Origin of the sequence: Mycobacterium sp. TKK-01-0059, assembly GCF_000709305.1 — a bacterium.
Classification (GTDB): domain Bacteria; phylum Actinomycetota; class Actinomycetes; order Mycobacteriales; family Mycobacteriaceae; genus Mycobacterium; species Mycobacterium intracellulare.
Genome location: NZ_KL446993.1, coordinates 1984816 through 2009562 on the forward strand (window position 1 = coordinate 1984816; position 24747 = coordinate 2009562).

Sequence of the window (24747 nt, forward strand, 5' to 3'; positions counted from 1 at the left end):
GCGTCGAAACACTCAATACCGTTTGACCACGGCGCGCGGGGCGGTGCGCCAGGTTCTACCGCCCTCGTCCTGACCGCGCGGTGGCTCGAGAAGCAGCACGGCCAGTCCGTCGAGCAGCACCGGGCGCACCCAGTCGCCCAGTTCGATCACCTCGCCGGGTGTCGGCTGGCGGTGCAGGTCGTCGCGGGCGAGATCGATCGGTGTCAGGGTGCGGACGGTGTCGAGCGTGGCGTGGTGGGGCAGCTTGCGGATGCCGGGCAGGGTGATGAAAAGGCCGTCGTTGCCGGACAGGTGCAGTCCGATCGCCGCCAGCGCGCCGGTCATGCCCTCCCGGGTGCCGCCGTGTCCCGACAGATGCACCCCGAGAGCTGGGGCGAGTTCGCGGGCTTCGCTGGGATGCAACACCTCTCGTTTGGCGCGGCGACCGAACTCGATGAGTGGCGCTGCGTCGTCGAGATCCCCAGGAATGACGACGGCGAGGCCGGGGTCGGCGTCGGGTGGGCAGACCCGTTCCAGGAATCGCCCGGCGAGTTCGATGATTTCGCCTCGTGCCCCGTGGGGGTCGCCGTCGGCGCTGCGCCAGGCCAGGCAGGCGCTCGAATTGTGGGACGTATAGGGGATCCGGTCGTCGACGAGCAGCTGGTGACGGGTGGCGCCGGCGGGCGCGCCGAGGCCCGCCGCCGCCAACTCGCGAAGCAGCGCGCGGGCGCGCCGACCGGTGCCGGGTGTGTAGGCGTTGTCGGTGTCGTCGATGCCGACGAGCAGGTCCACACCGGCGAGCGCGAGAGCTTCGGTCATGGGTTGACCACCAGGGCGGTGACATCGCGAACCCATTGATCGCGGCTGAGCCGCGCGCCCGTCAGCTTGAGCGTGTTGCGTTTGGTGAAGCTGAGGATGGTCTGATCGTCGAGCGCGGCGGCGATCAGCGTCTGGGCCGGGTCACGCCCCTCGACCCGGACCCGGGTGGCGTCGGCCGCGCCCGCCGCGTTGAGAATCGAGCGCACGCTGGGCCCCTTCTGGGCCTGCGCTCCGTGCGATTGCGGCGTGGTGATCTCCACCTGGGGGAGCTGCTGCAGCTGCGCGATGGTGAACTGGTCGAGGACGCGGTGGTTGTCCTGGACGACGAGCCGGTTGTCGGTCCCGGAGGGGCCGCACGCCGCGATCCCAGCGCTGACGGCCAGGACCGCGACTGCCCGAAGCGACGGCATATAGCTGCGCATTTTCGGATCTTATCCTGTGAATACGCCGCAAATGAGGGCCAGGCTAGCCGCTCGCAATTTATGCTTTCCGGATGACCGTGATGCAACGCCCTGCGGCCGGCTTCATGGCCGTCCGCGAGGCGGTGTTCCCCCTGCTTGCGGCCGCCACGATCGTCGCCTCCACCGATGTCCGGATCCCGCTGGGCCTGCCCGGGCACCGTGGATTGGTCTGGCTGACCCTATTGGTGGCGGTGGCGCTGGTAGCCGTCCGGCGCGAGACGGTGCTCGTGGTCGGGGCGGCCTCCACGGTGGCGACGTTGCCGATGCACGGGTGGGGCGAGCCGTTGTGGAGTAGTCGCTATGTGGCCGCGGCGGCGTTGCTGTACGCCGCCGCCGCGCTGCCGGCGGTGCGGGTGCGGCGATGGTTGCTGGCGCCAGCCGCCGGCCCGATTCATCTTGTCGCACTGGCTAGTTCGGTGTTCGGCCTGCGCGCCGGCGGTCATGTGTCGATTTGGGTGTCGAGCGGGCTGCTCGAAAAGGCCGGCTGGCATCTGGTTTTCGGATTGTCAGCCGGTCTGCTCGCCTGGGTGGCGGCGACGTTCATGGGCAGAAACCGATGTGAGGAGTGGCCGCTATGACGCTACGAGTCCTTCCCGAGGGCCTGGCCGCGACGAGCGCGGCGGTGGAGGCGATCACCGCCCAGCTCGCGGCCGCGCATGCGGCCGCCGCCCCGGTGGTCTCGGCGGTGGTTCCACCGGCGGCCGATCCGGTATCGCTCGGAGCCGCCGCGGTTTTCAGCGGCAGGGGCAGCCAGCATACGGCCGCGGCGGCCAAGGGCGTCGAGGTGTTGGGCCGGGCCGGGCTGGGTGTGAGCCTCGCGGGCATCGGTTACGAAACCCAGGACGCGGCGGACGCGGCGACGTACCTGGGGGCAGGCGGCTGACGATGACCGCTCCGGTATGGATGGCGCTGCCCCCCGAGGTGCATTCGACGTTGCTGAGCAGTGGTCCCGGGCCGGGCCCGCTGCTCGCCGCCGCGGGCACCTGGGCCGCCCTGAGCTCCCAATACCAGTCGGCGGCAACGGAATTGACGGCGGTACTGACCGGATCGGCCGGGGCGTGGGATGGCCCGACCGCGGAAACGTATGTCGCCGCGCACATGCCGTACCTGGCCTGGCTGGAGCTGGCCGGCACGCTGAGCGCCGAGGCGGCCGCCCAACATCAGGGGGTGGCCACCGCTTACGCGGCCGCCCTGGCCGCGATGCCGACGCTGCCCGAGTTGGCCGCCAACCATGCCATGCACGCCGCCTTGGTGGCAACGAATTTCTTTGGGGTCAATACGATTCCGATTGCGCTCAACGAGGCCGACTACGCGCGGATGTGGACCCAGGCGGCCACCACGATGAGCACCTATCAGGTCACGACCGAAGCCGTGCAATTGACCAGCGGCGCCGGCTCGGGCGGTGGCAAGGGAACCGGTAGTGGAACCGGGACCGAGACCGGAACTGGGGCGGGCGGCGGGACCGGAACCGGATCGGGCGGCGGCGGCGGTGGCGGGCAGGGGTCGTTCCAATTGCCCACACCCGAAGAGATCTGGGAGATGCTCTTCGGGCCCGACGGCGAAAAGATCCCCGGCCAGGGACAGCCGAACTGGAGCCCGTCGGAGTATCTGCAGAATCTGGGGAACTTCTTCAACGGAAACGCCCAGGCCCTGGCGTGGCTTCAGCAGAACGCGTCAGGTCTGCTCAACCCGTCCACATTCCCGGCGCTGATGAATTATTTCATCGCCTGGCAGACCTTCCGGATCATCAACTGGACGATCAGGACGCTGCGGTTCATCCTCCAGGAGCTGCCGCTGCTGTTGCAGGTCGGCTTGAGCCTGTCCATCACCAGCCTGGGAGGACTCGCCGGACTGGCGGGCCTGGCGGGGCTGGCCGGGGTGGCTGCGCCGGCCCCGGCGCCCGTGGCCGCCCCGCAACCCGCCGTGGTGGGGATGCAGCCGCCGCTGGTGTCGGTTGCGCCGGCGATGGCTCCGATGGCCCCGACCTCCCCGGCGGCCCCGGTCACGTCGATGACATCGGCCCCGGCGACCACGGTCTCCACCGTCGCGCCGCCCGCGGCGCCCCCCACGCCCCCCGCTCCGGTGACCGGCGCCGAGGGCTTCGGCTACATGGTGGGCGGCCTCGGCCTCGGCATGGGTTCGAAAGCGCAGAGCCGCACCAGAACCGGGCTACCGGCCGCGCAGGCCGCCGCGGCGGCGGCGCGCGCGAGCGCGCCGGAACGGGAGCGGGCACGGTCGCGGCGCCGCCCGCGTTCGGTCATCGACCCCGGCCACCGGTACGAATTCATCGAGGCCGACGACGATTCCGGCGCGGTGAGCGCGTCCCAGCCCGACCGGGCCCTGGCGTCGGACTCCCCCGGTGCGATCGAGGGTTTCACCGGGACGCTGCCCAAGCCCGACGTGCGGGCGGGAGGCCTGATCAGGTTGGCCGGCAATCAGCCCGGTGACGGCGCCCGTCTGCCGATGTTGCCGGAGAGCTGGGACGGCCCGTAGGTCGCGCCGCTAGCCGAGATGCGCGGACAGTAACCAGGCCCCTACGGACTTGCGGCCGTTGCCCTCGTCACGGATGTCGGCACCGGCGAAGGCCTGGAAGCCTTCCAGAAAGCTCTCCGGCACGTTGGCGTGGATGCGGGCCGGGCGGATCTCGTCGATCACCCAGTACTTGGAGACCGCGTCGCGCAGTTCGTCTTCGGTGACCGCATTGACCGGGCCATCGGCCGGCATGGCGGCGCGGTCAAAGACCAGCACGAAGTACGACGCTCCGGGCGCGGCGGCCCGCACGATCGACTGCTGATAGCCGTCGCGCAGCTCGACGGGCATCGAGTGGAACAGGGTGCTGTCGACGATGGTTCCGAAGCGGCCGTCGTACCCGGTGAAGGCACTGATGTCCGCGACGTCGAAGCTGGCGCTGGTCAGGCCGCGCCGGGCGGCCTTCTCGCGCGCCAACTCGATGGCGGTGGGCGACTGGTCCAGGCCCACCGTGGTGAAACCGCGTTCGGCCAGGTACAGCGACACCGCCGCCTCACCGCAACCGGCGTCGAGCACGTCGCCGTGGAACTTGCCGGCCTCGATGAGGGCCGCGATCTCGGGCTGCGGCTCACCGATGCTCCATGGCGGCCGGTTGCCCTCGCCCATCTCGGGGGCCTCGCCCCGGTAAGCAGCTTCGAACATCTCTTGCGTTGGCTGAGTCATACCACCATTGATATCAACCACCCTGATATGTGTCAACAAAGTTGATATAGCGGGGATCGGCGCGCCGGCGATGCCCGTGGTGGCCGCTACCGAAGTGTCGCGGTCAGGTAGCCCGACGCGTCGCCGAACGAGGCCAGCTCATCGTTGGGCACGCCGAACCCCTGGGCGGCGAAGGCCTGCTCGGTGGTCCGTACGTCGGTCCGCCACCCGCGCGCGGCGAGGTATTCGGCCGCGGTGTTGCGCTCGCCGGTGTAGAAAAGCTCGGCCAGATTGATGCTGGACCCGATGCGCCGTGACCGCTCGGTCAGCTTCTGTGCCCAATCCGACGGAATCTTGCGCAGGTCCAAGTGTTCTGTGGCGATCCGGCTGCCGGTCGCCGACGCGGCGGCGATGTTGTCGAACAGGCGGTCTTGCGCCTCGGGCGGCAAGTAGACGAGCAGGCCCTCGGCGCTCCAGGCGGTCGGTTGCGCGGCGTCGAATCCGGCTTCCGCGAGCGCCGTCGGCCAATCGTCTCGCAGGTCGATCGGAACCGTCCGCCGCTCCGCGGCCGGCGTGGCACCCAGGCCGGCCAGCGTCCGCGTCTTGAACTCGATGACCTCGGGTTGGTCGATCTCGTAGACGATCGTGCCCGCGGGCCAGGCCAGCCGGTAGGCCCTGGTGTCCAGTCCGGACGCCAGGATGACGGCCTGCCGGATGCCCGAGCCCGTCGCCTGCAGGAAGAAGTCGTCGAAAAACCGGGTGCGCACCGTGATCTGTTCCTTGACGGCCTGGCGGTTCAGCAGCGGATCGTCGCTGCGGTCGAGCGGGCTGTCGAGGAGCTTGATGAAGGTCTCGGTGCCGACGGCGCGCACGAGCGGGTCGGCCCAGGGGTCGTTCAGCAGGGCGTCCGGGCCTTGGGAGGCGATCGCGCGCTGTGCGGCGACCGCTGTCGCGGTGGCTCCGACGCTGGACGCCAGATCCCACGTGTCGTTCTCGGTGCGGGCCACGCCAATCTCCTCTCGGCCACGAACGCCTGATTAGTTAGCTTATGTAAGTGACGACTCGACTGTACCCGCTCCGCCGGAGCAGGCGGTGGTGTTCACTGTCGTTATGGGCGACCACATCGAGCTGAGCCCCAGGGGCTGGGTCCGCGAGCAGACCGAACAAATCCTGAGTCGCGGCACCACCGACGGGGTCGAGGTCTTCGACCGGCCCATCGTCCTGCTGACCGTCACGGGGGCGAAGTCCGGCAAACAGCGTTACGTACCGCTGATGCGGGTCGAGAAGGACGGCCGCTACGTCATCGTCGCGTCCCACGGTGGCGCCCCCGAGCATCCCGCGTGGTACGCCAACGTCAAGGCGAACCCGACGGTGACGCTGCAAGACGGCGACAAGGTCGCCACGCTCACGGCTCGCGAACTCGAGGGGCCCGAGCGCGACGAGTGGTGGCAGCGGGCCGTTGAGGCCTTTCCTCCCTACGCGGAATACCAAACCAAGACGGCACGACAGATCCCGGTCTTCGTTCTGGAATGAGAAATTTGCGGCACCGCTGACGGGCCCGCGCAAACATTTGCATTCGATATGCGCCAGGCCCGTCCGGTTGACCGGTCTTGGTTGCCCACCTACTTTCGTACGCAGAGGCCAGGCACGCCCTGCTGAACAATGATGTTCAGTGAATTTGAATCGCCTGGGCCGCACGGCTTTACGAAGTGTTCCGGTTGCCGTTGTCGGATGGATACCCCAAAAGTCCACCGTCATTGACGAATTCAGGAGAAGCTCTTGCAACACGCTGAATCGTCGGGTCGGCAAGGGGTGGAGCAGGGCGTATCGTCCCGCATTGACCGGTTCCGCGAGATCGCCCAATACGACCTGCCCGCATCGCTGGTGGTTTTCCTGGTGGCGCTCCCGTTGTCCCTCGGGATCGCAATCGCTTCGGATGCGCCCGTTCTCGCCGGCTTGATCGCGGCGATCGTCGGGGGCATCGTCGGAGGATGGATCGGCGGGTCGCCCCTGCAGGTCAGTGGGCCCGCCGCCGGACTGACCGTCATCGTCGCCGATGTCGTCCATCAGTTCGGCTGGGGCATCACATGTTTCATCACGGTCGTCGCCGGAATCCTGCAAGTTGTGTTGGGATTCAGCCGAATTGCACGCGCCGCACTGGCGATCTCGCCGGTCGTCGTGCACGCCATGCTGGCCGGCATCGGGATCACGATTGCGCTACAGCAAGTGCACGTGCTGCTGGGTGGCGCCTCGGAAAGCTCGGCATGGAGCAACGTCACCGGGCTGCCCGCGCAGATTGTCGGCGCTCACCGGCCGGGGCTGGTGCTGGGGCTGCTGGTGATCGCCATCCTCGTTGCCTGGCGCTGGGTTCCGGCGCGGGTGGCCAGCATCCCCGGGCCACTGGTCGCCATCGTGGTGGTCACGGCGATCTCGGTGGTGTTCCCCTTCCACGTATCCCGGATCGTGCTGAACGGCTCGGTGCTCGACGCGCTGCAATTACCGACGCTGCCGCACGGGAATTGGGGCGCCGTGGTGATCGCCGTCATCACGGTCACCCTGATCACCAGCGTCCAGAGCCTGCTGACTGCGGTATCGATCGACCGCATGCACAACGGACCGCGAACCGACTTCAACCGCGAGCTGATCGGGCAGGGCGCCGCGAACATCGCGTCGGGCGCGATCGGTGGGCTGCCCATCGCCGGTGTCATCGTGCGCAGCGCGGCCAACGTGAACGCCGGTGCGAGAACGCGCGCCTCGACGATCATGCACGGGTTCTGGATCCTGCTCTTCGCCGTGCCCTTCGCCGGGCTGGTCGAAAAGATCCCGACCGCTGCGCTTGCCGGCCTACTCATCGTCATCGGGATCGAACTGCTCAAACCGGCGCACATCGAAACCGCCCTGCGCAACGGTGATCTCGCCGTCTACCTGGTGACCATCACCAGCGTCGTCTTTCTCAACCTGCTGCACGGCGTCATGATCGGACTCGCCTTGGCGGTCATCGTGACCGGTTGGCGGGTGGTGCGCGCCCGGATCGAGGCCAAGCCCGTGGGGGATGGATGGCACGTCGTCGTCGAGGGGGCGTGCACGTTCCTGTCGTTGCCGAGGCTGACCGGTGTCCTGGCGTCCATCCCGGAACGCACGTCGGTGACGCTGCACCTGCTCACGAGTTATCTCGACCATGCGGCCCATCAGGCGATCAGCGACTGGCAGCGGCGGCATACCGCCACGGGCGGGGAGGTTCATCTCCGCGAAACGCTCGAGACGGAATCCGTTGGGGACGAGGGCAAGCCGTCAAAACCCCACCGCCGCAACGCGCACCTGAGCCTGGTCGCTCAGCTCTCCGCGGACGCTCGCGCCTGACGCGGGACGCTAGGTCAGGTCGGCGGCCACTCGTTCCAATGCGGCGAGGTGGTCGTCGACGTGCGCGAAACCGGCCTTCATGGTGTTCACCGACAGATGGCTGGCCCCGGCGGCTTTCCACGCGGCGATGTCGGCGGCGAGCTTGTCGGGGTCGCCGGTCCAGCTGACCCGGCCTTCCATGCCGATGCTCCGCGGGTCCCGGCCCGCCGCCTCGGCCGCCCGGTTCACCTGCGCGAGCGCGTGGTCCAGGTCGGGGCCCGGCGCGGTCATCGGAAACCACCCGTCGCCGAGGCGGCCGGCGCGTTCGTAGGCCCGATCGGAGGCCGCCCCGAACCACACCGGGATCGGCCGCCGGGTGGGCAGCGGGGCCAGGCCCGCGCCGGTCACGGTGTGGTACTTGCCCTTGAAGGTGACCGATCGCTGCGTCCAGAGCATGCGCATGAGCTCGACCTGTTCCTCGGAACGTTTTCCGCGGTTGGTGAATGTCTCCCCGAGCGCTTCGTACTCCACGGCGTTCCAGCCCAATCCGACACCGAGCCGCAAGCGCCCGCCGGTGAGCAGGTCGACCTCGGCGGCCTGCTTGGCCACCAGCACCGACTGCCGCTGCGGCAAAATGATGACGCCCGTGACGAGTTCCAGGCTGGTGACCGCGGCCAGGTAGCCCATCATGACGAAGGGCTCGTGAAACGTCGAGTCGATGTCGTAGGGGCCCTCGAAGCCCCGGTGCACGGTCGTGTCGGCGCCGACGACATGGTCGTAGGCCAGGATGTGGGCGAACCCGAGCTCCTCGACGCGCTCGGCGTAGGCGCGTAGGACGGCGGGATCCGGTCCGAGCTCGGTCTGCGGGAAGACGACTCCGATGCGCATTCGCGGTTCAACCGTCCCGCATCGCGATTGCTTCCCACGCGGCCCGTCGCTCGATACCGCGCGGGCTTCACGCATGATGGGGACGTGACGGCCAAGGATCTGAGCGGCGTGCTGAGGGTCGGCGAGCTGGAGCCGACGCTGGCAGAAGAACTGGCGGCGCGCTACGAGATTGCGAAGCTTCCCGACGGCCCGGCGCGGGCCCGATTCCTGGCCGAGCACGGCGCCGACGTGCGCGTGCTGCTGACGTGGGGACCGCCGGGCGTCGACGCCGACACCATCGCCGCGCTGCCCAACCTCGAGGCCATCGTCAACGACGGGGCCGGGGTGGACCTGATCGACCTGGAGGCGGCGAAGCGCCGCGGCATCGGCGTGAGCAACACCCCGGACGTGCTGTCGGACACGGTCGCCGACACGGCGCTGGGCCTGATGCTGATGACCCTGCGCCGCTTCGGCGCCGCCGACCGCTACGTGCGGGCGGGCCGCTGGGCGCGCGAGGGCCGGTTCCCGTACGCCCGAGACGTCAGCGGCCTCCAGGTGGGCATCCTCGGCCTGGGCCGCATCGGTTCGGCGATCGCCGCCAGGCTGCTCGGATTCGATTGCGCCATCGCGTATCACAACCGGCATCGCATCGACGGGTCGCCCTACCGCTACGCCGCGTCGGCTGTGGAGCTCGCCGAGTCGGTCGACGTGCTGGTCGTCGCCACCACGGGCGACCACGAGTCCCACAAGCTGGTCGACCGCTCCGTGCTGGCGGCCTTGGGTCCCGAGGGGTATCTGATCAACATCGCCCGGGGCAGCGTCGTCGATCAGGACGCGCTGGTGGAGCTGCTCGTCGGCGGCGAGCTGGCGGGGGCCGGCTTGGACGTCTACGCCGACGAGCCGCAGGTGCCGGCCGAACTGTGCGACCTGGACAACGTGGTCCTTCTCCCGCACATCGGCAGCGCCACGGCCCGGACCCGCCGGGCGATGGCGCAGCTGGCGATCCGCAACCTCGACAGCTACCTCGACACCGGCGAACTCGTGACGCCGGTGCTGACGCCGCGCCGTCGGCACTGACCGCCTCCCGGCGTCGTGACCAGGCGATCCTGGATGGAAACCGGTCTGTGGCCGAAGCGATACCGCGAGAAGGTTATCGCCGCAACCGCATCTGGGTATCCGGCTCTCATGAGTCCGCTACTGCAGGAGACAGCCGCGCCGGTGCGCTTGACGCTCGCGGGCACAGCGCGCCCCGATACGGCGGCGAAGTGGCGCCATGTTTTGCAACACTGGCTGCGGCACGAGGTGCGCGCGTCGGAGGACATTCGTGAGGACGTCGTTCTGGGGGTGAACGAGGCGTTGGCCAATTGCGTCGAGCACGCCTACCGCTCCCGTCGCGAGGCCGGCGCAATGAAATTGCAGGCCAGCTACGATCCCGCCGCCGAGTCAATCCGGGTATGCGTCAGCGATCGCGGAAGTTGGCGCAAGCCCTCGTCGAGGCAGACCACCGATCCCCGCGCCTCGCGCGGCATCACGCTGATGCACCGCCTCGCCGATCACTGCACGATCCACGCCCGCCCCAACGGCACCAGCGTCTATTTAGACTACACGACCGACGCGGATAGCGCTGTCCAGCAATAACTTTCACGCAGGAACCGAGCTCAGCCGCCCGAGGGCGCCGAGGGCGTGAACGTGACCGGCATGCGCTCGAGGCCGCTGACGAAGTTGGCCGGCCGCAGCGGCAGCGGGTCCTGAGACGCCAACTCCATGTCGGGCAGGCGTTTGAGTAGTCGCTCGAGCATCATCGAGAGCTCCAGACGCGCCAGCTGGTTGCCCAGGCAGAAATGGGTTCCGAAGCCGAATGCCAGATGGTTGTTGGGGTAGCGGTCGATCCGGAAGCTCTCGGGATCCCCGAACACGGCCTCGTCGAAGTTCGCCGATTCGAAGAGCAGGATGATCTTCTCGCCCCGCGCGAGCTGGGTGCCGTGGAACTCGAGATCGGCGGTCATGGTGCGGGCCATGTTCTTGACCGGCGCGGTCCACCTCAGCATCTCTTCGATCGCGTTGGGCAGCAGCGCCACGTCGTCGACCAGTTGCCGGTGCTGTTGCGGGTGGCGCAGGATCTGCGCGGTGCCGCCGGACAGCGTGTGCCGGGTGGTCTCGTCGCCGCCGATGAGCAACAACAGCACCTCGGTCACGATCTCGTGGTCGGCGAGCTTCTCGCCGTCCACCTCCGCGTGCACCAGCACGCTGACCAAGTCATCGGTCGGCTCGGCCTTGCGCGCCGCGATCATGCTCGTCATGTATTCGGTGTAGGCGGCGAAGGCGTCGATGGAGACCTGGAAGTCCTCTTGCGCGGTCGTGCTGCTGAGCATGGTGACCATGTCGTCGGACCAGCGCAGAAACATCTGCCGCTCCTCGGGCAGGACCCCGAGCATGTCGCCGATGACCGCCATGGGCAGCGGGGCGGCGAGGTCCCAGACGAAGTCGCACTCGCCGCGTTCGCAGACGTTGTCGATCAGGGCGTCGCACAGCGCGCCGATCGAGGCCTCCCGGTCCTTGACGCGTTTCCGGGTGAAGCCCGCGTTGACGAGTTTGCGCCGCAACAGGTGGGCGGGGTCATCCATCGCGATCATCATGGGCGGCGCGTCCTGGTCCGGCCGGATACCGCCGGCGTTGGAGAACAGCTCGGGCGCCCGCTCGGCGTCGATCACGGCCTGATACGTCGCCGCGGCGGCCAACCCGTTGCGGTCCCGAAAGACCGGCTCGTTCTCGCGCATCCACCGATAGACCGGGCGCGAGTCGCCCGCGTAGAAGGCGCCATCGGTCAGATCGACGTCGGGCCGTGGCTGATGTCGCGTGTCAACAGTGCTTGGCATGGCTCACCCTTCCCCAAAGCGGGCATGCGCAGTCTTACCGTGGACCTTACAGTAGGCGTCGTGGTAGCAATCCCACCCTCACGCCGGCCCCGGTGCGGCGCGCTCACGTAGCGCCGTCAGGAACATCTCGTCCATCCGCGGACTCACCTCGGCCAGGGTCGCGGCGCTGACGTAGCGCGCGGAGCCGAAGACGCGCTCGAGCTCTTCGGCGGCGGTGGCGCTCCCGATCGACAGGCACAAACAGGCCACTCCGTCGCCACGGAGTTCCTCGAGCGCCTTGTTCGCGTCGGCCTCCGCGTAGCGACCGTCGTAGCCGTCGTCGTAGGGGCACCCGTCGGACAGGACAAGCAGCAGCCGGTTGGGTGTGCGGGCTTCGGTGTTGAGTATCTCGCCCGCGCCGCGGATCGCCGCACCTAGGCGCGTATACCCCGACGGCTCAAGCTGATTGAGCCGGGCGCGTTGCGGGGCGCCGAAGCGCTGTCCGAACGTTTTTATCGCCGGCAGGTGCACGGCGTGCCGCCCGTGGGATCGAAACGCGTAGATGGCCACGCGGTCGCCGAGTTCCTCCAGGGTCATCGCCACGGTTGCCGCCGCGCGCCGCTGGTGGTCGTGGACCCTGTTCCCCCGCAGGTCGGCGTCGGTGGCCGATCCGGACGCGTCGAGCAGGATGAGGACGCCGAGGTTCCGAACGACGTTGCGGCGCTGGGTGTAGACAGCCTCCGTGGGTGAACAACCGGAGCGCAGGTCGACGAAGAGATCGACGAGCGCCTCGATGTCGATCTCGTCACCGTCGGGGCGCGCGCGTAAGAGCTTGGGGCCGAGACCGACGCGTGCCAATCGCCGCCGCAGCTCGTCGTCGTGCGAGACGTGCGCGGCCGAGATGTGGGTGGGCTTGGTGAGCGGAAAATCGATGACGCGGCACCAGTCCGCCCGATAGCGGTTGTTGAAGACGTCCCATTCCGGATGCAGTGCACCGCCGATTCCCAGAGCAGCGCCGGGCCGGTCGCCGACGAAATTGATGCGCGTCGGAAGTGGACGGGCTGACGCGCCGACCGCTCGTGCCGGCCGGATCGAGCGCGCCTCAAACTCCCCGCCCGACGAGTCGTCGCCGCGCGACGGCGCCTCGCCCAACAGTTTTCGCAGAAAGTCCATCAGTGCCCGCGAACGCAGCAGCGGATTCTCGAACAGCTTGAGGACCTTGCTTTCCTCGGAGGCGGCGTCGTCCTCGTCGTCGGGCTCCCGCTCGGCGACGAGCTCGATCGCCGTCCGCAGGTCCGTATCCGTGGCCGGCGCGGCCCGGCTGTCGGACGACGCCAGTAGTTGCGCCGGACGGATGACACCGAACCACGCCGGAGGGTCCGCGATTCGGCTTGTGCCCCTGGCCATTTCGAGGGACCCGTCCGCGGTCGCGGTGCGGGGATCACCGTCGGGGCGAAGTGCCGCCGCCAGCGCAACGGTGGGGGCGAGTTCGGCGAGCACCCGGTGGCCTTCCAGCGCGAGGTAGCGGCGCGCGATCGCCGGCCGGCCTCGCAGCCGCTTCACCAGCCGCCGATCCAGGCTGCCCGCGCCGAGCAGGGCGGCCTGGACCAGCACCTGCCGGCGCTGCTGCCCGGCTGGGTCGGCGGCCGGGACGAAGATGACGGCGCCGTTCGTGTAGGCGTCCTGGCCGGGCGCCGCCCGGGCGACGTCGACGGCCCGGCCGGCCAGGTAGGTGGCGAGGAGCCGATACCGTTGCGGGCCAACGGGATCCATCACCTTGGAGGCAGCAGGGAATCGACGAGCTCGCCGAGTGCCGTGACGACCTCCCGGTCATCGGAGAGGATCCGCACGATCGCCGCCTGGACGGCGCTGCGCAGGCTGAGTCCTTCGGCGACCAGGCTGCCGGCCAGGATCAGCGTGCGGGTGGACGACACCTCGCGCAGCGGTGAGCCATCGAGCTTTCGGATCGCGTTGCCCACGGTGACCAGGGCGCGTGCCGTCGCATCGTCGATTCCCGCTTCGTGGGCAACGACTTCCGTCTCGGCCTCGACGGGCGGGAAGTCGAGTTCGATGGCCACGAATCGCTGCCGGGTCGACTCTTTGATGTTCTTCAGCACGCTCTGGTAGCCGGGATTGTAGGAAATGACCAGTTGAAATCCCGGTGCCGCGGGCACGGTCGTTCCCAGGCGGTCGACCAGAAGCTCGCGGCGATGATCGGCGAGCGGATGGATGACCACCGTGGTGTCCTGGCGCGCCTCGACGATCTCGTCCAGGTAGCAGATCGCGCCCTCGCGAACGGCCCGCGTCAACGGCCCATCCACCCAGACCGTTTCCCCCCCTTTGAGAAGGAAACGCCCGACCAAGTCGGCCGACGTCATGTCTTCGTGCGCCGCGACGGTGATCAGGTTGCGGCCGAGCGCGTGGGCCATCGCCTCCACGAACCGGGTCTTGCCACATCCCGTCGGGCCCTTCAGCAGCACCGGCAGGCCGCGGCGCGCGGCGGCGCGGAACACCTCCACCTCATCGCCGGCGGGCCGATAGAACGGTGCCTCCGACGCCGGGCGCACGGTGGGCTGGGAATCCGTCAGCACCTAGCGCCCTCGCGCGCCCTCGAAGGGGACGACCTCCGGCAGCTGGCCGCCCGGCGGGAGGACGAGATGGCCGTGCACGTCGACGTATCCGGAACGCTTGGTGGGTATGGGCAGGGCGGGATTCGGGCATGGCGTGTCCGTGCCGTCGCCGCAGATGCCGCCGTTGAAGTACGAACGCTTCTGGTGGTCTTGGGGCCACGGGTCGGAGTGCATTCCGATCCATTGCGCGGGCACGTTGTAGAAGAAAAAGAAGCACGAGCTGACGCCGGCGAAGATCGCCAGGAAGCGCGTGAACTGCTGTCTGGCGAATCCGCCTCGCACGTGGTCCAATCCGCGCTCGACGACGGTGCGGCCGCGATCGTCGGTGAAGAAGCGCAGACAGCACAGCGCGGCCTGCACACCACCCCACATCAGGCCTTCGTAGACCGGCCATTGGTAGTAGGTGTCGGCATTGAGCGACACGGACCTGATGGCGCCGGGGTAGGTGTAGAAGCCGATCGGTAGCAGGACCAGACCCTCCATGACGAAATCGAAGACAAACGCGAGCGCGTAGGTGACGAGGACCAACCGAAGATTGCTGATGTTCGGCCAGCGCGTCTTGATTTTGCGCATGATCCAACACCCGACGATCGTGATCAGCAGGACGCCGTAGGCGTAACCCGGAGCGTTGGTCAACAGCGGCTCGGACACCTGACGGCCCGGCTCCTCCGGGGAAACCCAACCCGGAATGTTCGACGACCAGGAGCCGCGGTTGAACAGCCAGGTGTTGTAGGTGCACCACGTGTTGAAGTAGTTCAGCAGCGGATCCTGGAAGAACATCAGGCCCATCGACAGCACGAGCATGCCGTCCAGCGTGATCCGCCGCTCGCGCCGCCACGGCCGGATGAAGAACCACCACACGACGACCGGCAGCGCGATCCATAGCACCACCGCGTTCGCCATCAGCGGCACCTTCATGTACATCGGCGGCTCGCTCGGTCCCGACGGCACCCGCTCGAAATACGGGCCGGTGATCCACCGGATCCACACGTAGAGCTGGAGCACCAGCAGCGCGCCACCGGCGGCGGCCCAAATCTTGATCGGTCGCACCGGCGACGCGGCCTGCGCGCCGAGTTCGCCCGCGCCGGGCAGTGGCTCGGTGACGGACGACGGCTGGTTCCTGTTCGCGAGATCGCTCATGACGCTGGTGTCCTCCGGGGTCGGCATTCCACGCTCCGAGCAATATACTCACGAGTATCTGAGAAACGGAATAGCTTCTCGCAAGCTCTGGCAGAATCTGGCGCATGGTTGAGCGTTGGACGCGAGAGCGCCGCCTCGAGCACACTCGCTCGCTATTGGTCGATGCCGCCGAGGAAGTCTTCGGCGAAAAGGGGTTCGTCGCCGCGACGCTCGACGACATCGCCCACGCCGCCGGGTACACGAAAGGCGCGATCTACAAACACTTCTCGACGAAGGAAGACCTGTTTCTGGCGGTCAGCGACCGCTACTGGCGCCGGTACTTCGTCAACTTCACCGAGGTGATGGCGCCGGCGACGCAGGTCGGTGCGCGCGAACTCGACGAGATCGCCAAGCGCTGGAGCCAGCTCAGCCGCGATCGCGGGGCGGAGCACGCCGCGCTGGGTCACGAGTTCATGCTGTACCTGCTGCGCAACCCCGAGGCGCGGGAACGCGTGGCCGCCAAGCGATCAGAGGCCGTCGAGGCGCTGGCCAAGTTCATCGTGGCGGGCATCGACCGGCTCGGCGGGACGTTGCTGATCCCCGCGTCGACGTTCGCCCAGGTCCTCGTCGCCACCAGCGACTCGGTGGTGTTGGGCAGTCAACTCGATGACGTGGACCTCTTCCGCCCGATCGTCGAGATGTACGTGTCCGTGATCAAGCTGCCCTGACCGCCGATCCGAAAAGGACTGTGGCGCACGGCGTCTCAGGCACCCGTGGCGATCTCCAGGTCCTTCAACGACTCCTCTAGATGACCGAGCATCCGCTGCAGGTGCGGGACGCTGCGCCGGCAGCCGACCAGGCCGAAGTCGAGGTTGTCGGCGTTGTTGGTCACCGTGATGTTGACCGCCTGGCCGTCGAGGGGGATGGACAGCGGATAGTTTCCGTCCAGGCGGGCCCCGCGCCAGTACAGCTGCTCCGAGCGACCCGTCGACACGTTCGAGATGACGATGTTGAACGGCGGCGAGGCCGCGGAAAGGTAGCCGGGGACCAACCCGAGGAACAGGCCCCCGATGTTGAAGGCGGACAGGGCCAACTGCTGAACCGGCGGCAACTGCCAGAACACCTCTTTGGTGTCGCGAATGGATGCGCTGATGATCTCGAGCCGTCTCGCCGGATCGTCGAGATCGGTGGCGAGGTTGCACAGGAAGGTGCCGACCATGTTCCCGCCGCGGTCGTCGTCGTCCTTGCGCAGATTCACCGGAACCATCGCGGTCAGTGGGGCGTCCGGCAGCGCGTTCTGATCCAGCAGGTAGGCGCGCAGGGCCCCGGCCGACATGGCGAGAATGACGTCGTTGACCGTGACGCCGGCGGCCGCCTTGACCGCGTTGATGCGCTCCAACGCCCAGGACTGGGCCGCCACCCGCCGCGCACCGCCGATCCGGACGTTGAACATCGACCGCGGCGCCTGGAACGGGAGCGTGAGTTGTTGTTCGAGCAGCGCGGCCCGCGCGAGCTTCAGCGTGGACGGCGCCAACGCCAGCGCCGACCCCGCGGTGCGGCCCACCCGCCCGAACAGCGACGGACTTCTGCGTCCGCCGCGCTTGCGCGGCGCAATGCTCCACGGGACCCGCACCTCGTCGTCGTCGGGATCGGAGGTGAAGGCCCGCTGCATCAGGCGAAGCGCCGAGACGCCGTCCATCAGGGAGTGGTGGTACTTGGTGTACACGGCGTACCGCCCGTCCTGCAGGCCCTCGACCAGGTGCGCCTCCCACATCGGGCGGTGCCGGTCCAGCAGGCTGCCGTGCAGCCGGGAAACCAGCTCCAGGAGGTCTCGCACCCGTCCCGGTTCCGGAAGCGCGGAACGGCGAAGGTGGTAGTCGAGTTCGACTTCCTTGTCGAAGGACCACGCGACGTTGGTGACCCCGCCGAAGAACGCCGGACGCTTGCTGAAGGCCGGTTGCACGTCGGTGCATTCGAGCATCGCCTGATAGGACTCGCGGACGAAATGCGGGCCGGCATCCTCGGGCGGCTCGAAGAGCTGCAGCGCGCCCACGTGCATCGGATGTTCGCGTGATTCGCCGAGGAGGAACAGCGCATCCGTCGGTGATATCGGTTCCATGCGTGTCGCCCCCAACTGTTGCCGTCGCGCCGCCCACCGCAGGGACGGCCTACCTCCTAATAGCCACAGCGGGTGGCGGCCCAAACAGCCATCCGCCCCGGGACGGTCGCTAGCGGACGTCGTCGGCGAGCGCGCGAGCCTCCCGCTCGGTTTCGACCGCGGGCCCGGAGCCCGGCAACGGCTTGCCGGCGACTTCGGGGGTGAACAGCAGCGTGATCGCGCCCACCACGCCCCCGAAGATCAGCATGTAGGCCGGCACCATCACGTTGCCGGTGCCCGAAACGAGAGCCTGGGCGATCAGCGGCGTGATGCCGCCGACTAGCGAAATCGAGATGTTGTAGGAGATGGCCAGCGCGCCGTAGCGCACGTTGGTGGGGAACAGCGCCGGCAGCATGGCCGGCCCGGTGCTGTCGAAGCACAGCTCCATCAAACCGATCAGCAGCACCCCGATGAAGATCACCGGGTAGATGCCGCCGAAGCGGATGAGCAGGAACGCCGGGATGGAGGCGACGATCAGCAGGCCGCACCCCGTCCACATGATCGGTTTGACGCCGATGCGATCGGACAAGGCCGCGACGAGCACCACCGTGCCCATCAGGATCGCCAACGTGGTCACGATCATGACGAGTCCGGCGGTGCGGCCCACACGCACGAACAGCCGCAGGTACGTCGGCAGGTATCCGGTGAGCATGAAGTCGGCGACCTGGGAAGTCAGCACCAGCGCCGCGCAGATCAGCATGGGCCGCCACTGCTCGACGATGGTGCGGTGAATCTGCTGCCGGCCCTGGTCGCCCGCGTGCGCGTCGTCATGGGCGCTCTGATAGGCAGAGGACTCCTCCAGCCGCAGCCGCAGGAACAGCGCCACCAGCCCGAAAGGCAAGCCCAACAGCAGCGGAATCCGCCAGCCGTAGGTCAGCATGGCGTCCTCGGGCAGCCAGGTCTGCAGCCCGGTCACCAGCAAGCCCGCCAGGACGAACCCCACCAGATTGCCCATCGGCAGGAACCCGACCATCATGCCGCGTTTGTGATCGGGGGCCTGCTCGACGAGATAGGTCATGGCGCCGACGTATTCACCACCGGTCGACAGGCCCTGGAATATTCGCGCGAGGACGAGCAGGATCGGCGCCCAGATGCCGATGGTGCTGTAGGTGGGCAGCAGGCCGGTCACAGTCGTGCTCACCGTCATCATCAGGATGGTGACCACCAGGACGCGGTGGCGCCCGATCCGGTCGCCCAGCGGACCGAAGATGAACCCGCCGAGCGGACGCACGACGAACGCCGCCGCGAGCGTTCCAAAGGTCGCGATGAGGTGGACTCCGCTGACGTTCTTGCCGGGATAGAACACCTGGGCGATCGTGGTCGCGATGTAGCCGTAGACCCCGAAGTCGTACCACTCCATGAAGTTCCCGATCGCGGTGCCCATGATGGTTCGGCGCATCGCGGGGTCGGCGACCCTGATTTCTCTACGTGCCCATTTCCTCCGGCGGCGTCGAATAACCATCGAATCAAGACTTACCCACAACTTTCTCAGGGACAACCGGCGGGGTGGGCTTCACGGCCCTGACGTGGGACGACCGGCGGCGATCGCCGCGATCCCGCTCGGCCACGATCGCGTGCGACAAACGCCAGCTAGAACGGGTCGCCGGCATTCACGTCGGCGGCACCGCCGCGCCGCCGGAGGTGACGCGGGGTTATCCCCGTCACGTTCGCCCGGTCACGGGCGCGCGTCACTGGCCTTTCAGGCTGCCGATGCGCAACGAGAAGTCCCCGGGCCCGGGGCGGGGGGCCTCCACCTGCTCGACATAGCGACGCGGGTCCCGGTCCGTGATGGGCAGCCCCTCGGTGGTCGGGTGCTCGGCCATGAACTCGCTGTATTGGCGCCCGAGCGCTTCGCGAAGGCCGATCGGGGCGTTGCGGCGGAAGTCCGAGAGCCCTTCGCGTTCCTCCTCGCCCATGTGATCGTCGTTGGCCTCGCGGGTGCGCCCGACCGCCGCCCACCATTGCTCGCTGCCGAGTTCGGCCGCGTCGGCGTCGCGCACCCCGTCGCGGATGTCGTTGTGGTCACCGATGGCGTCGAGGGTTTCGCCCTCGGCGTCCTCGCCACCCCGTTTGAGCAGTTGGGGGTAGAAGATCTTCTCCTCGATGTAGGCGTGCACGTCGAGCTTGTCGGCGAGCGGTCGCCACACCCGTTCGAGACCGGTGCGGTCGGCCGGCTGCTGTGCCTGGAGGTAATCCAGCCGGGCGAACTGTTCGCGGAACCAATCGTGGTCGGCGAGGATCAACATGGTGATGTCGGCCATCGGTGAGCCTCCGCCCCTGTGACGCCGGTCAGCCGGCTGGGTTAGCGCGTTCGACACCATTTAAGAACGCCAGCCTCGTCTTACCCGCTTGCGGGGTCGATGTAACGACCCCGTAGGCACCGCATCGATGTGCTCGCCCGAGTTGCTCTGCGCCGCAGGGGATTAGCAAATTTGCACCGACGTAAGTGTTCTGGCAGGCTGAGAGCCATTTCGGCGGCACTAAGCTGGTCGGAAACTCGGCGGAGGGGCACGGTGTGCCGGCCGGATACACTGGGGCGTCCGTGCGGCGATCGATTCGATCGCGCCGTTGAACCCGATATGAATAAGTCAGAGGTTGTGCCTTGTCCGAAAATCCCGGCGATGCCGTCAGCTTGGAACCGCATTTCGAGGACGTACAAGCGCACTACGACCTGTCCGACGAGTTCTTCGCGCTCTTCCTGGACCCGACGCGGACCTACAGCTGCGCGTATTTCGAGCGCGAGGACATGACGCTGGAAGAGGCGCAGATCGCCAAGGTCGACCTCTCGCTGGGCAAGCTGGGATTGCAGCCGGGCATGACGTTGCTCGACGTCGGGTGCGGCTGGGGCACCACGATCGTCCGCGCGCTCGAGTGCTATGACGTCAACGTCGTCGGGCTCACGCTGAGCCGCAATCAGCAGGCGCACGTGCAGCGCCGCCTCGACGCGCATCCGTCCGCGCGGTCCAAGCGGGTGCTGCTGCAGGGCTGGGAGCAGTTCGACGACAAGGTCGACCGCATCGTGTCGATCGGCGCCTTCGAGCACTTCGGGCGTGACCGCTACGACGATTTCTTCAAGACCGCCTATGAGGCTCTTCCGGCGGACGGCGTGATGATGCTGCACACCATCATCAAGCCGAGCGACGAGGAATTCGCCGAGCGCGGGCTGCCCATCACCATGACCAAGCTGCGCTTCATGAAATTCATCATGGACGAGATCTTCCCGGGCGGGGATCTACCCCAGGCCAAGGGCGTCGTGGAGCACGCCCAGCGTGCCGGCTTCGGGGTGAAGCTGGTGCAGCCGCTGCGCCTGCACTACGCGCGCACCCTCGACACCTGGGCGGCCGCACTCGAGGCGCGCCGCGACGAGGCGATCGAGATTCAGTCCGAAGAGGTCTACGACCGGTACATGAAGTACCTGACCGGCTGCGCGGACCTGTTCCGTGAGGGCTACACCGACGTCGCGCAGTTCACCCTGACCAAAGGCTGACGCCCGTCCTGTGCCCCCATCCCGGGGGCGCCCGGTTTACCGGCATAGCACGGCGGGTAATTCCACGGCAACAACCTGATTCGGTGGGTGTCGATGTCCTTCGGCGCAAGCCGCAGGAAGGACGGATCGTGGCCGCCAAACACCGCATGCCGGAGTCGCTGCAGCAAACCCAGACGCCGACCGATCGAGGTCAGCGTATGTCCGGTGCGGCGAAGGTGTGCGAGATCGTCTGCGCTGCCCTGATATGCGCGGCGTGCCTGACGGCGTTGGTGCTCAACGGGGTCCGCGCCGACAAACGAACCGTGACCGCCGAGGTCAGTCCGCCTTCCGTTTCGCAGCCGGTGAAGCAGGAGGGCACCGTGATCGCCGTGACGGTGGACTCGGTCACCATGCGCAGCCCCGACGGGTACACCCAGACCTATCGCTTCACCCCGGACACCACCGTCATCACCCATCGCGGCAGCCAACCCGCCGTCGCGGCACCGCAATTCACCGTCAACGACCGGGTGGTTGTGGTGGGCACCATCGAAGGTGGCTCGGCGCTGGCGACCGCGGTGGCCTACCGCGGCGCGGGACACGGGGAGGCGCCGCCGATGGATTACCTTGAGGGGCAGCCGGTTCCGTCCGACGCCGCCTGAGCCGCTCCCCGGTTCTCCGCGGGATGCCCGCCCGCCTAGGCTGATAGCGATCCAGCCATACGGAGGCGCCATGAGCGAGCACGAAGCCAAGATGATCATCCTGTCCACCGACGACCTGGACGAGTCGATCCGGTTCTACAGCCAGACCCTGGGCATGCCGTTGAAGTTTCGCGACGGGGCGCACTTCGCGGCCCTGGATGCGGGCCCGGTCACGTTGGCGCTGGCGACCGCCGTGGACCATCCCATCCCCGGCCAGGTCGTCGTCGGCATCAAGACCGCGGACGTCGACGCCGCGGCGAAGGCTGTCGAGGCCGGCGGTGGTGGCATCGTCAAGGGCCCCTACGACGACGCCCACGAACGACGCGCCGTGGTCTATGACAACAAGGGCAACGGCCTGGTCTTCTACAAACCGCTGGGACGCTAGCGGGCGCCTACCTTCCGGTGCGTTCGCGGTGTTTGCAGCCCGGCCAGCAGCACGGCCGGCGTTTGCCTTCCTCCAGCTCCTCCTTGGTGCGGCGGATGCGGCGCGCCCGGGTGGCCTCCTGCTTGGCGTCCTCGACCCAGCAGATGAACTCGTTTCGGGCCAGCGGCGTGATGTCGTTCCAGGCGGCCAGGGCCGTAGGGTTGGCGAGCAACGACTCGCGCAGGTCGGCGGGCAGCTTGTGCACCACCCCGCCGGGCACTCGCCGGGCGCTCATCGGTCCACCAAATGTGCGTCGTCATCGTGCAATTCGTCGCGGCGTAACGCCATCGGGGTCCCTGCGGGGATATCGCCGGCGGCGACCACGGCGCGGGTGATGGGGGACAGCGCCCGAAACAGCGTTTCGACCTCGTCGTCGCTGAGCGCGTCGAGCGCCGACAGGGAAAGGGCGTCGGTGCTCGACTCGATGTGGTCCTTCAGTTCGCGCCCGGCGGCGGTCAGCGTTCCGTCATCGCTCAGCAACCCCCGCTCGGCGAGGCGCTGTTCGTGATGGCGCCATGCCGCCTCGTCGTAATCGCGGGTGCGGGCGATGTAGTCGCGCGCGACGTTGCCCGCCGCGGCGTGTAAGACGTTGGATTCACGTCCGGAGATGCCGGCCGCCGCCAGCACCGCCACGTGCCCGTCACCGCGCTGTTCGCGCAGCAGCGTCGTGGCGTGCCACAGCGCGGCCAGGGGATCGTCGGGCCAGGGCAGGGCCAGATTAGCGGCGAACAGCGGGCGGGCATCGAGCGGCGCGTGGCGCGCCGCCTTCCCGGCGAGTTCGGCTGCCACGCGGACGTTTTCGTCCGACCCGAGGCCGTAGCGGCGCAGCGCCGCCACCGCGGACTCCTGGCGCGCCCGCAATGCGGCCTCCGGACCCGCGATCTCCCACGCCGTCGGCAACGCCTTGGCAACCCGTTCGGGTGCGAAGTTGTAGAAGACTGAGGTCACGACCTCCCGCGGCACCATGCCCAGCGGCGCGGAGCGGGCCGCGAAATAGCCCATCCAGAAACCCCGGTAACCCAACGCGTCCAACGCCGCACGGGCCTCGGGCGCGAAATACGTCACCGCGTGCACCGGCTCGTAGCGATCGAAGAAGCGCCGGGCCAACTCGGGTTGTCGTCGCATGCTGGCAGTTAACCACCGGTGACGGGTGGGGACCAAGCACGCGGCCCGGGCGACCCCGCCTAGGCTCGAGCGGTGACCATCCCCTATGACCGGGTACTACACGAGCGGATCCGGAGCAATCTCGCCGGCCATGAGCGTCGAATCGTGGCCGATCCGGCCAAGCGGCACGCCGCCGTGGCGGTGGTGCTCGTCGACTCCGATGTCGGGGAGGACCGGGTGGATCCGGCGCCGGTGGACGACTGGAACGCCGATCGAGGGCTGCCCGCGGCCGGCCTCGACGGCCGCATGGTCGACGTGTCGGGCGGGGCGGCTTTCCTGCTGTGCCGCAGGGCTTCTCGACTCACCTCGCACGCCGCGCAATGGGCGTTACCCGGTGGCCGCCTCGACCCGGGCGAGACCGCCGTCGAGGCCGCGCTGCGGGAATTGCGCGAGGAGGTCGGCATCGAACTCCCCGACGCGGCCGTCCTGGGACTGCTCGACGATTACCCGACCCGGTCCGGATATGTCATTACGCCGGTGGTGATTTGGGGAGGCGGCCGCCTGGATCCGCGCCCATCGCCCGACGAGGTCGTCGCGGTGTACCGGGTGGGCCTGCACCAACTGCAACGTGACGATTCGCCGCGATTCATCGCCATCCCGGAGAGCCCGCGGCCGGTTGTCCAGATTCCGTTGGGGGGCGACCTGATCCACGCGCCCACCGGGGCGGTGCTCCTGCAGCTGCGGTGGCTGGGACTGGAAGGCCGCCACGACCCGGTCGACGGGCTGGAACAACCCGTTTTCGCCTGGAAGTAGCTATCGCGCAACCTCTTCGAAAGTCGGGGCACTCAAGGTTGGCCCTGCGCACCGAACAGCGACCGCGCCAGTTCGACCAGCGATGCGCCCGAGACGTCCCAGGCGCCCGGGGGCGCGGAGGCGGGCAGCGGGTCCGGCCCGTACTCCCGCGGGCGCGCGACGAAACCGGTCGCCAGGCCGCTATCGCGGGCCGCCTCGAGATCGGCGGTGTGCGCCGCCACCAGCATCACCTCACCGGGCTCCAGGCCCAGCAATCGCGCGGGAGTCCGGTAGGCCCGCGGGTCGGGCTTGTAGGCCTGACTGACGTCGGAACCCAGGACCACATCCCACGGCAGGCCCGCGTACTTCGCCATCTCGACCAGCAGCCCGGTGTTGCCGTTGGACAACGGCCCGACGATGACATGCCGCTTCATGGCGGCGATGCCGTCGACGCTGTCCGGCCACGGTGGCAACCAGCGCCACGACCGGGCGAGTGCCTGCACCTCGTCGCCGGGCAGCGCGTCGGCACTGACGCCGAACTTCGCGAGCGATGCGACGAGGTTCTCTCGATGCAGAACGTCCAGCGACACGAATTCCCGTCGGCCCGAGCGAATCTCGGACATAGAGGGCAGGTATCGACTGCGCCACTGAAGCGCGAACGCGTCGGGGTCGACGTCGATGTGGTGGCGCTGCGCGAAACGCCGCACCGAGGCGGCGATCCCCGAGCGCCAGTCGACGACCGTTCCGAACGTATCGAACAGAACTGCACGCACTACCCGACCGGTCGACGGCGAGCGGTAGTCGGTCATGCCTCAGGCTAACGCCGTGTGCAGGCGCGGCGTACAGTATCGTTAGCAGTGCGAAC

At 68.2% G+C, this 24747-nt stretch carries 27 protein-coding genes; 12 read left to right on the top strand and 15 right to left on the bottom strand.

Annotated features, from left to right (window positions below):
• Positions 1–12 precede the first annotated feature (12 nt).
• Both K883_RS09585 and K883_RS09590 read right to left on the bottom strand, forming a co-directional pair.
• Complete coding sequence (locus K883_RS09585) at positions 13–798, bottom strand: hypothetical protein (protein WP_008262792.1); 786 nt, start codon at positions 796–798, stop codon at positions 13–15.
• Positions 795–1220 carry a hypothetical protein gene (locus K883_RS09590; RefSeq protein WP_008262793.1) on the bottom strand — a complete coding sequence of 142 codons (426 nt, stop codon included), beginning with the start codon at positions 1218–1220 and terminating at the stop codon, positions 795–797. The genes K883_RS09585 and K883_RS09590 overlap by 4 nt, the downstream gene beginning before the upstream one ends.
• Positions 1221–1291: 71 nt before the next feature.
• Here K883_RS09590 and K883_RS09595 point away from each other — a divergent pair, with 71 nt between their 5' ends.
• The 3 genes from K883_RS09595 to K883_RS09605 are packed head-to-tail and all read left to right on the top strand — an operon-like array spanning position 1292 to position 3752.
• Entirely contained in the window at positions 1292–1837 is a 546-nt protein-coding gene (locus K883_RS09595; protein WP_008262794.1) for a hypothetical protein, read from the top strand.
• Entirely contained in the window at positions 1834–2142 is a 309-nt protein-coding gene (locus K883_RS09600; RefSeq protein ID WP_008262795.1) for a PE family protein, read from the top strand. The genes K883_RS09595 and K883_RS09600 overlap by 4 nt, the downstream gene beginning before the upstream one ends.
• Positions 2143–2144: 2 nt before the next feature.
• A complete protein-coding gene (locus tag K883_RS09605; RefSeq protein ID WP_369798871.1) occupies positions 2145–3752 on the top strand; it encodes a PPE domain-containing protein in 1608 nt (535 codons plus the stop codon).
• A gap of 9 nt (positions 3753–3761) precedes the next feature.
• On the opposite strand, the gene K883_RS09610 is transcribed toward K883_RS09605, so the two are convergent.
• A complete protein-coding gene (locus K883_RS09610) occupies positions 3762–4451 on the bottom strand; it encodes a class I SAM-dependent methyltransferase (protein WP_014378803.1) in 690 nt (229 codons plus the stop codon).
• An 86-nt stretch (positions 4452–4537) separates the two neighbouring features.
• Complete coding sequence (locus K883_RS09615; protein ID WP_008262811.1) at positions 4538–5437, bottom strand: class I SAM-dependent methyltransferase; 900 nt, start codon at positions 5435–5437, stop codon at positions 4538–4540.
• A 103-nt stretch (positions 5438–5540) separates the two neighbouring features.
• Between K883_RS09615 and K883_RS09620 the strand changes: the two genes are divergently transcribed.
• A complete protein-coding gene (locus K883_RS09620) occupies positions 5541–5963 on the top strand; it encodes a nitroreductase family deazaflavin-dependent oxidoreductase (protein WP_008262818.1) in 423 nt (140 codons plus the stop codon).
• 279 nt (positions 5964–6242) lie between these two features.
• Positions 6243–7790, top strand: a complete 1548-nt coding sequence (locus tag K883_RS09625) for a SulP family inorganic anion transporter (protein WP_008262821.1) — start codon at positions 6243–6245, stop codon at positions 7788–7790.
• Positions 7791–7799: 9 nt separating this feature from the next.
• On the opposite strand, the gene K883_RS09630 is transcribed toward K883_RS09625, so the two are convergent.
• Complete coding sequence (locus K883_RS09630; protein ID WP_008262823.1) at positions 7800–8657, bottom strand: LLM class F420-dependent oxidoreductase; 858 nt, start codon at positions 8655–8657, stop codon at positions 7800–7802.
• Positions 8658–8741: 84 nt separating this feature from the next.
• On the opposite strand from K883_RS09630, the gene K883_RS09635 reads away from it, so the two are divergent.
• On the top strand, positions 8742–9713 hold the full coding sequence (locus K883_RS09635; protein ID WP_020821307.1) for a 2-hydroxyacid dehydrogenase: 972 nt from the start codon (positions 8742–8744) through the stop codon (positions 9711–9713).
• 141 nt (positions 9714–9854) lie between these two features.
• Positions 9855–10274 carry an ATP-binding protein gene (locus K883_RS09640; protein ID WP_008262834.1) on the top strand — a complete coding sequence of 140 codons (420 nt, stop codon included), beginning with the start codon at positions 9855–9857 and terminating at the stop codon, positions 10272–10274.
• 20 nt (positions 10275–10294) lie between these two features.
• Here K883_RS09640 and K883_RS09645 read toward each other — a convergent pair whose 3' ends face one another.
• From K883_RS09645 to K883_RS09660, 4 genes are all read right to left on the bottom strand, one after another.
• Positions 10295–11512, bottom strand: a complete 1218-nt coding sequence (locus K883_RS09645; protein WP_008262836.1) for a cytochrome P450 — start codon at positions 11510–11512, stop codon at positions 10295–10297.
• A gap of 78 nt (positions 11513–11590) precedes the next feature.
• The gene (locus K883_RS09650; protein ID WP_008262842.1) at positions 11591–13264 is read right to left on the bottom strand and encodes a nitric oxide reductase activation protein NorD; all 1674 of its coding nucleotides are present in this window, start codon (positions 13262–13264) and stop codon (positions 11591–11593) included.
• On the bottom strand, positions 13264–14082 hold the full coding sequence (locus K883_RS09655) for a CbbQ/NirQ/NorQ/GpvN family protein (protein ID WP_008262844.1): 819 nt from the start codon (positions 14080–14082) through the stop codon (positions 13264–13266). Before K883_RS09655 ends, K883_RS09650 begins: the two co-directional genes overlap by 1 nt.
• Entirely contained in the window at positions 14083–15261 is a 1179-nt protein-coding gene (locus K883_RS09660) for a spirocyclase AveC family protein (protein WP_157884953.1), read from the bottom strand. It abuts the gene before it with no gap.
• A gap of 104 nt (positions 15262–15365) precedes the next feature.
• On the opposite strand from K883_RS09660, the gene K883_RS09665 reads away from it, so the two are divergent.
• Positions 15366–15968 (top strand): TetR/AcrR family transcriptional regulator, encoded by a 603-nt coding sequence (locus K883_RS09665; protein ID WP_008262849.1) that lies wholly within the window; start codon positions 15366–15368, stop codon positions 15966–15968.
• A 35-nt stretch (positions 15969–16003) separates the two neighbouring features.
• Here K883_RS09665 and K883_RS09670 read toward each other — a convergent pair whose 3' ends face one another.
• The 3 genes from K883_RS09670 to K883_RS09680 all read right to left on the bottom strand — a co-directional run bounded on the left by K883_RS09670 (position 16004) and on the right by K883_RS09680 (position 19659).
• Entirely contained in the window at positions 16004–17359 is a 1356-nt protein-coding gene (locus K883_RS09670; RefSeq protein WP_008262850.1) for a WS/DGAT/MGAT family O-acyltransferase, read from the bottom strand.
• A gap of 109 nt (positions 17360–17468) precedes the next feature.
• Positions 17469–18797 (bottom strand): MFS transporter, encoded by a 1329-nt coding sequence (locus K883_RS09675; RefSeq protein WP_008262852.1) that lies wholly within the window; start codon positions 18795–18797, stop codon positions 17469–17471.
• Between the two features lie 289 nt (positions 18798–19086).
• Complete coding sequence (locus K883_RS09680; protein ID WP_008262854.1) at positions 19087–19659, bottom strand: hemerythrin domain-containing protein; 573 nt, start codon at positions 19657–19659, stop codon at positions 19087–19089.
• A 341-nt stretch (positions 19660–20000) separates the two neighbouring features.
• On the opposite strand from K883_RS09680, the gene K883_RS09685 reads away from it, so the two are divergent.
• The 3 genes from K883_RS09685 to K883_RS09695 all read left to right on the top strand — a co-directional run bounded on the left by K883_RS09685 (position 20001) and on the right by K883_RS09695 (position 21947).
• Complete coding sequence (locus tag K883_RS09685; protein WP_008262860.1) at positions 20001–20885, top strand: cyclopropane mycolic acid synthase family methyltransferase; 885 nt, start codon at positions 20001–20003, stop codon at positions 20883–20885.
• Between the two features lie 83 nt (positions 20886–20968).
• The gene (locus K883_RS09690; protein ID WP_008262862.1) at positions 20969–21523 is read left to right on the top strand and encodes a hypothetical protein; all 555 of its coding nucleotides are present in this window, start codon (positions 20969–20971) and stop codon (positions 21521–21523) included.
• Between the two features lie 70 nt (positions 21524–21593).
• A complete protein-coding gene (locus tag K883_RS09695; RefSeq protein WP_008262864.1) occupies positions 21594–21947 on the top strand; it encodes a VOC family protein in 354 nt (117 codons plus the stop codon).
• A gap of 7 nt (positions 21948–21954) precedes the next feature.
• Here K883_RS09695 and K883_RS09700 read toward each other — a convergent pair whose 3' ends face one another.
• Both K883_RS09700 and K883_RS09705 read right to left on the bottom strand, forming a co-directional pair.
• Positions 21955–22221 (bottom strand): YdeI/OmpD-associated family protein, encoded by a 267-nt coding sequence (locus K883_RS09700; protein WP_008262866.1) that lies wholly within the window; start codon positions 22219–22221, stop codon positions 21955–21957.
• Positions 22218–23111, bottom strand: coding sequence for an SCO6745 family protein (locus tag K883_RS09705; RefSeq protein WP_008262867.1), 894 nt, complete (start codon positions 23109–23111; stop codon positions 22218–22220). The genes K883_RS09700 and K883_RS09705 overlap by 4 nt, the downstream gene beginning before the upstream one ends.
• Positions 23112–23183: 72 nt before the next feature.
• Here K883_RS09705 and K883_RS09710 point away from each other — a divergent pair, with 72 nt between their 5' ends.
• Positions 23184–23903, top strand: coding sequence for an NUDIX hydrolase (locus tag K883_RS09710; protein ID WP_008262868.1), 720 nt, complete (start codon positions 23184–23186; stop codon positions 23901–23903).
• Between the two features lie 32 nt (positions 23904–23935).
• On the opposite strand, the gene K883_RS09715 is transcribed toward K883_RS09710, so the two are convergent.
• Positions 23936–24691, bottom strand: a complete 756-nt coding sequence (locus K883_RS09715; RefSeq protein WP_008262869.1) for a haloacid dehalogenase type II — start codon at positions 24689–24691, stop codon at positions 23936–23938.
• Positions 24692–24747 lie beyond the last annotated feature (56 nt).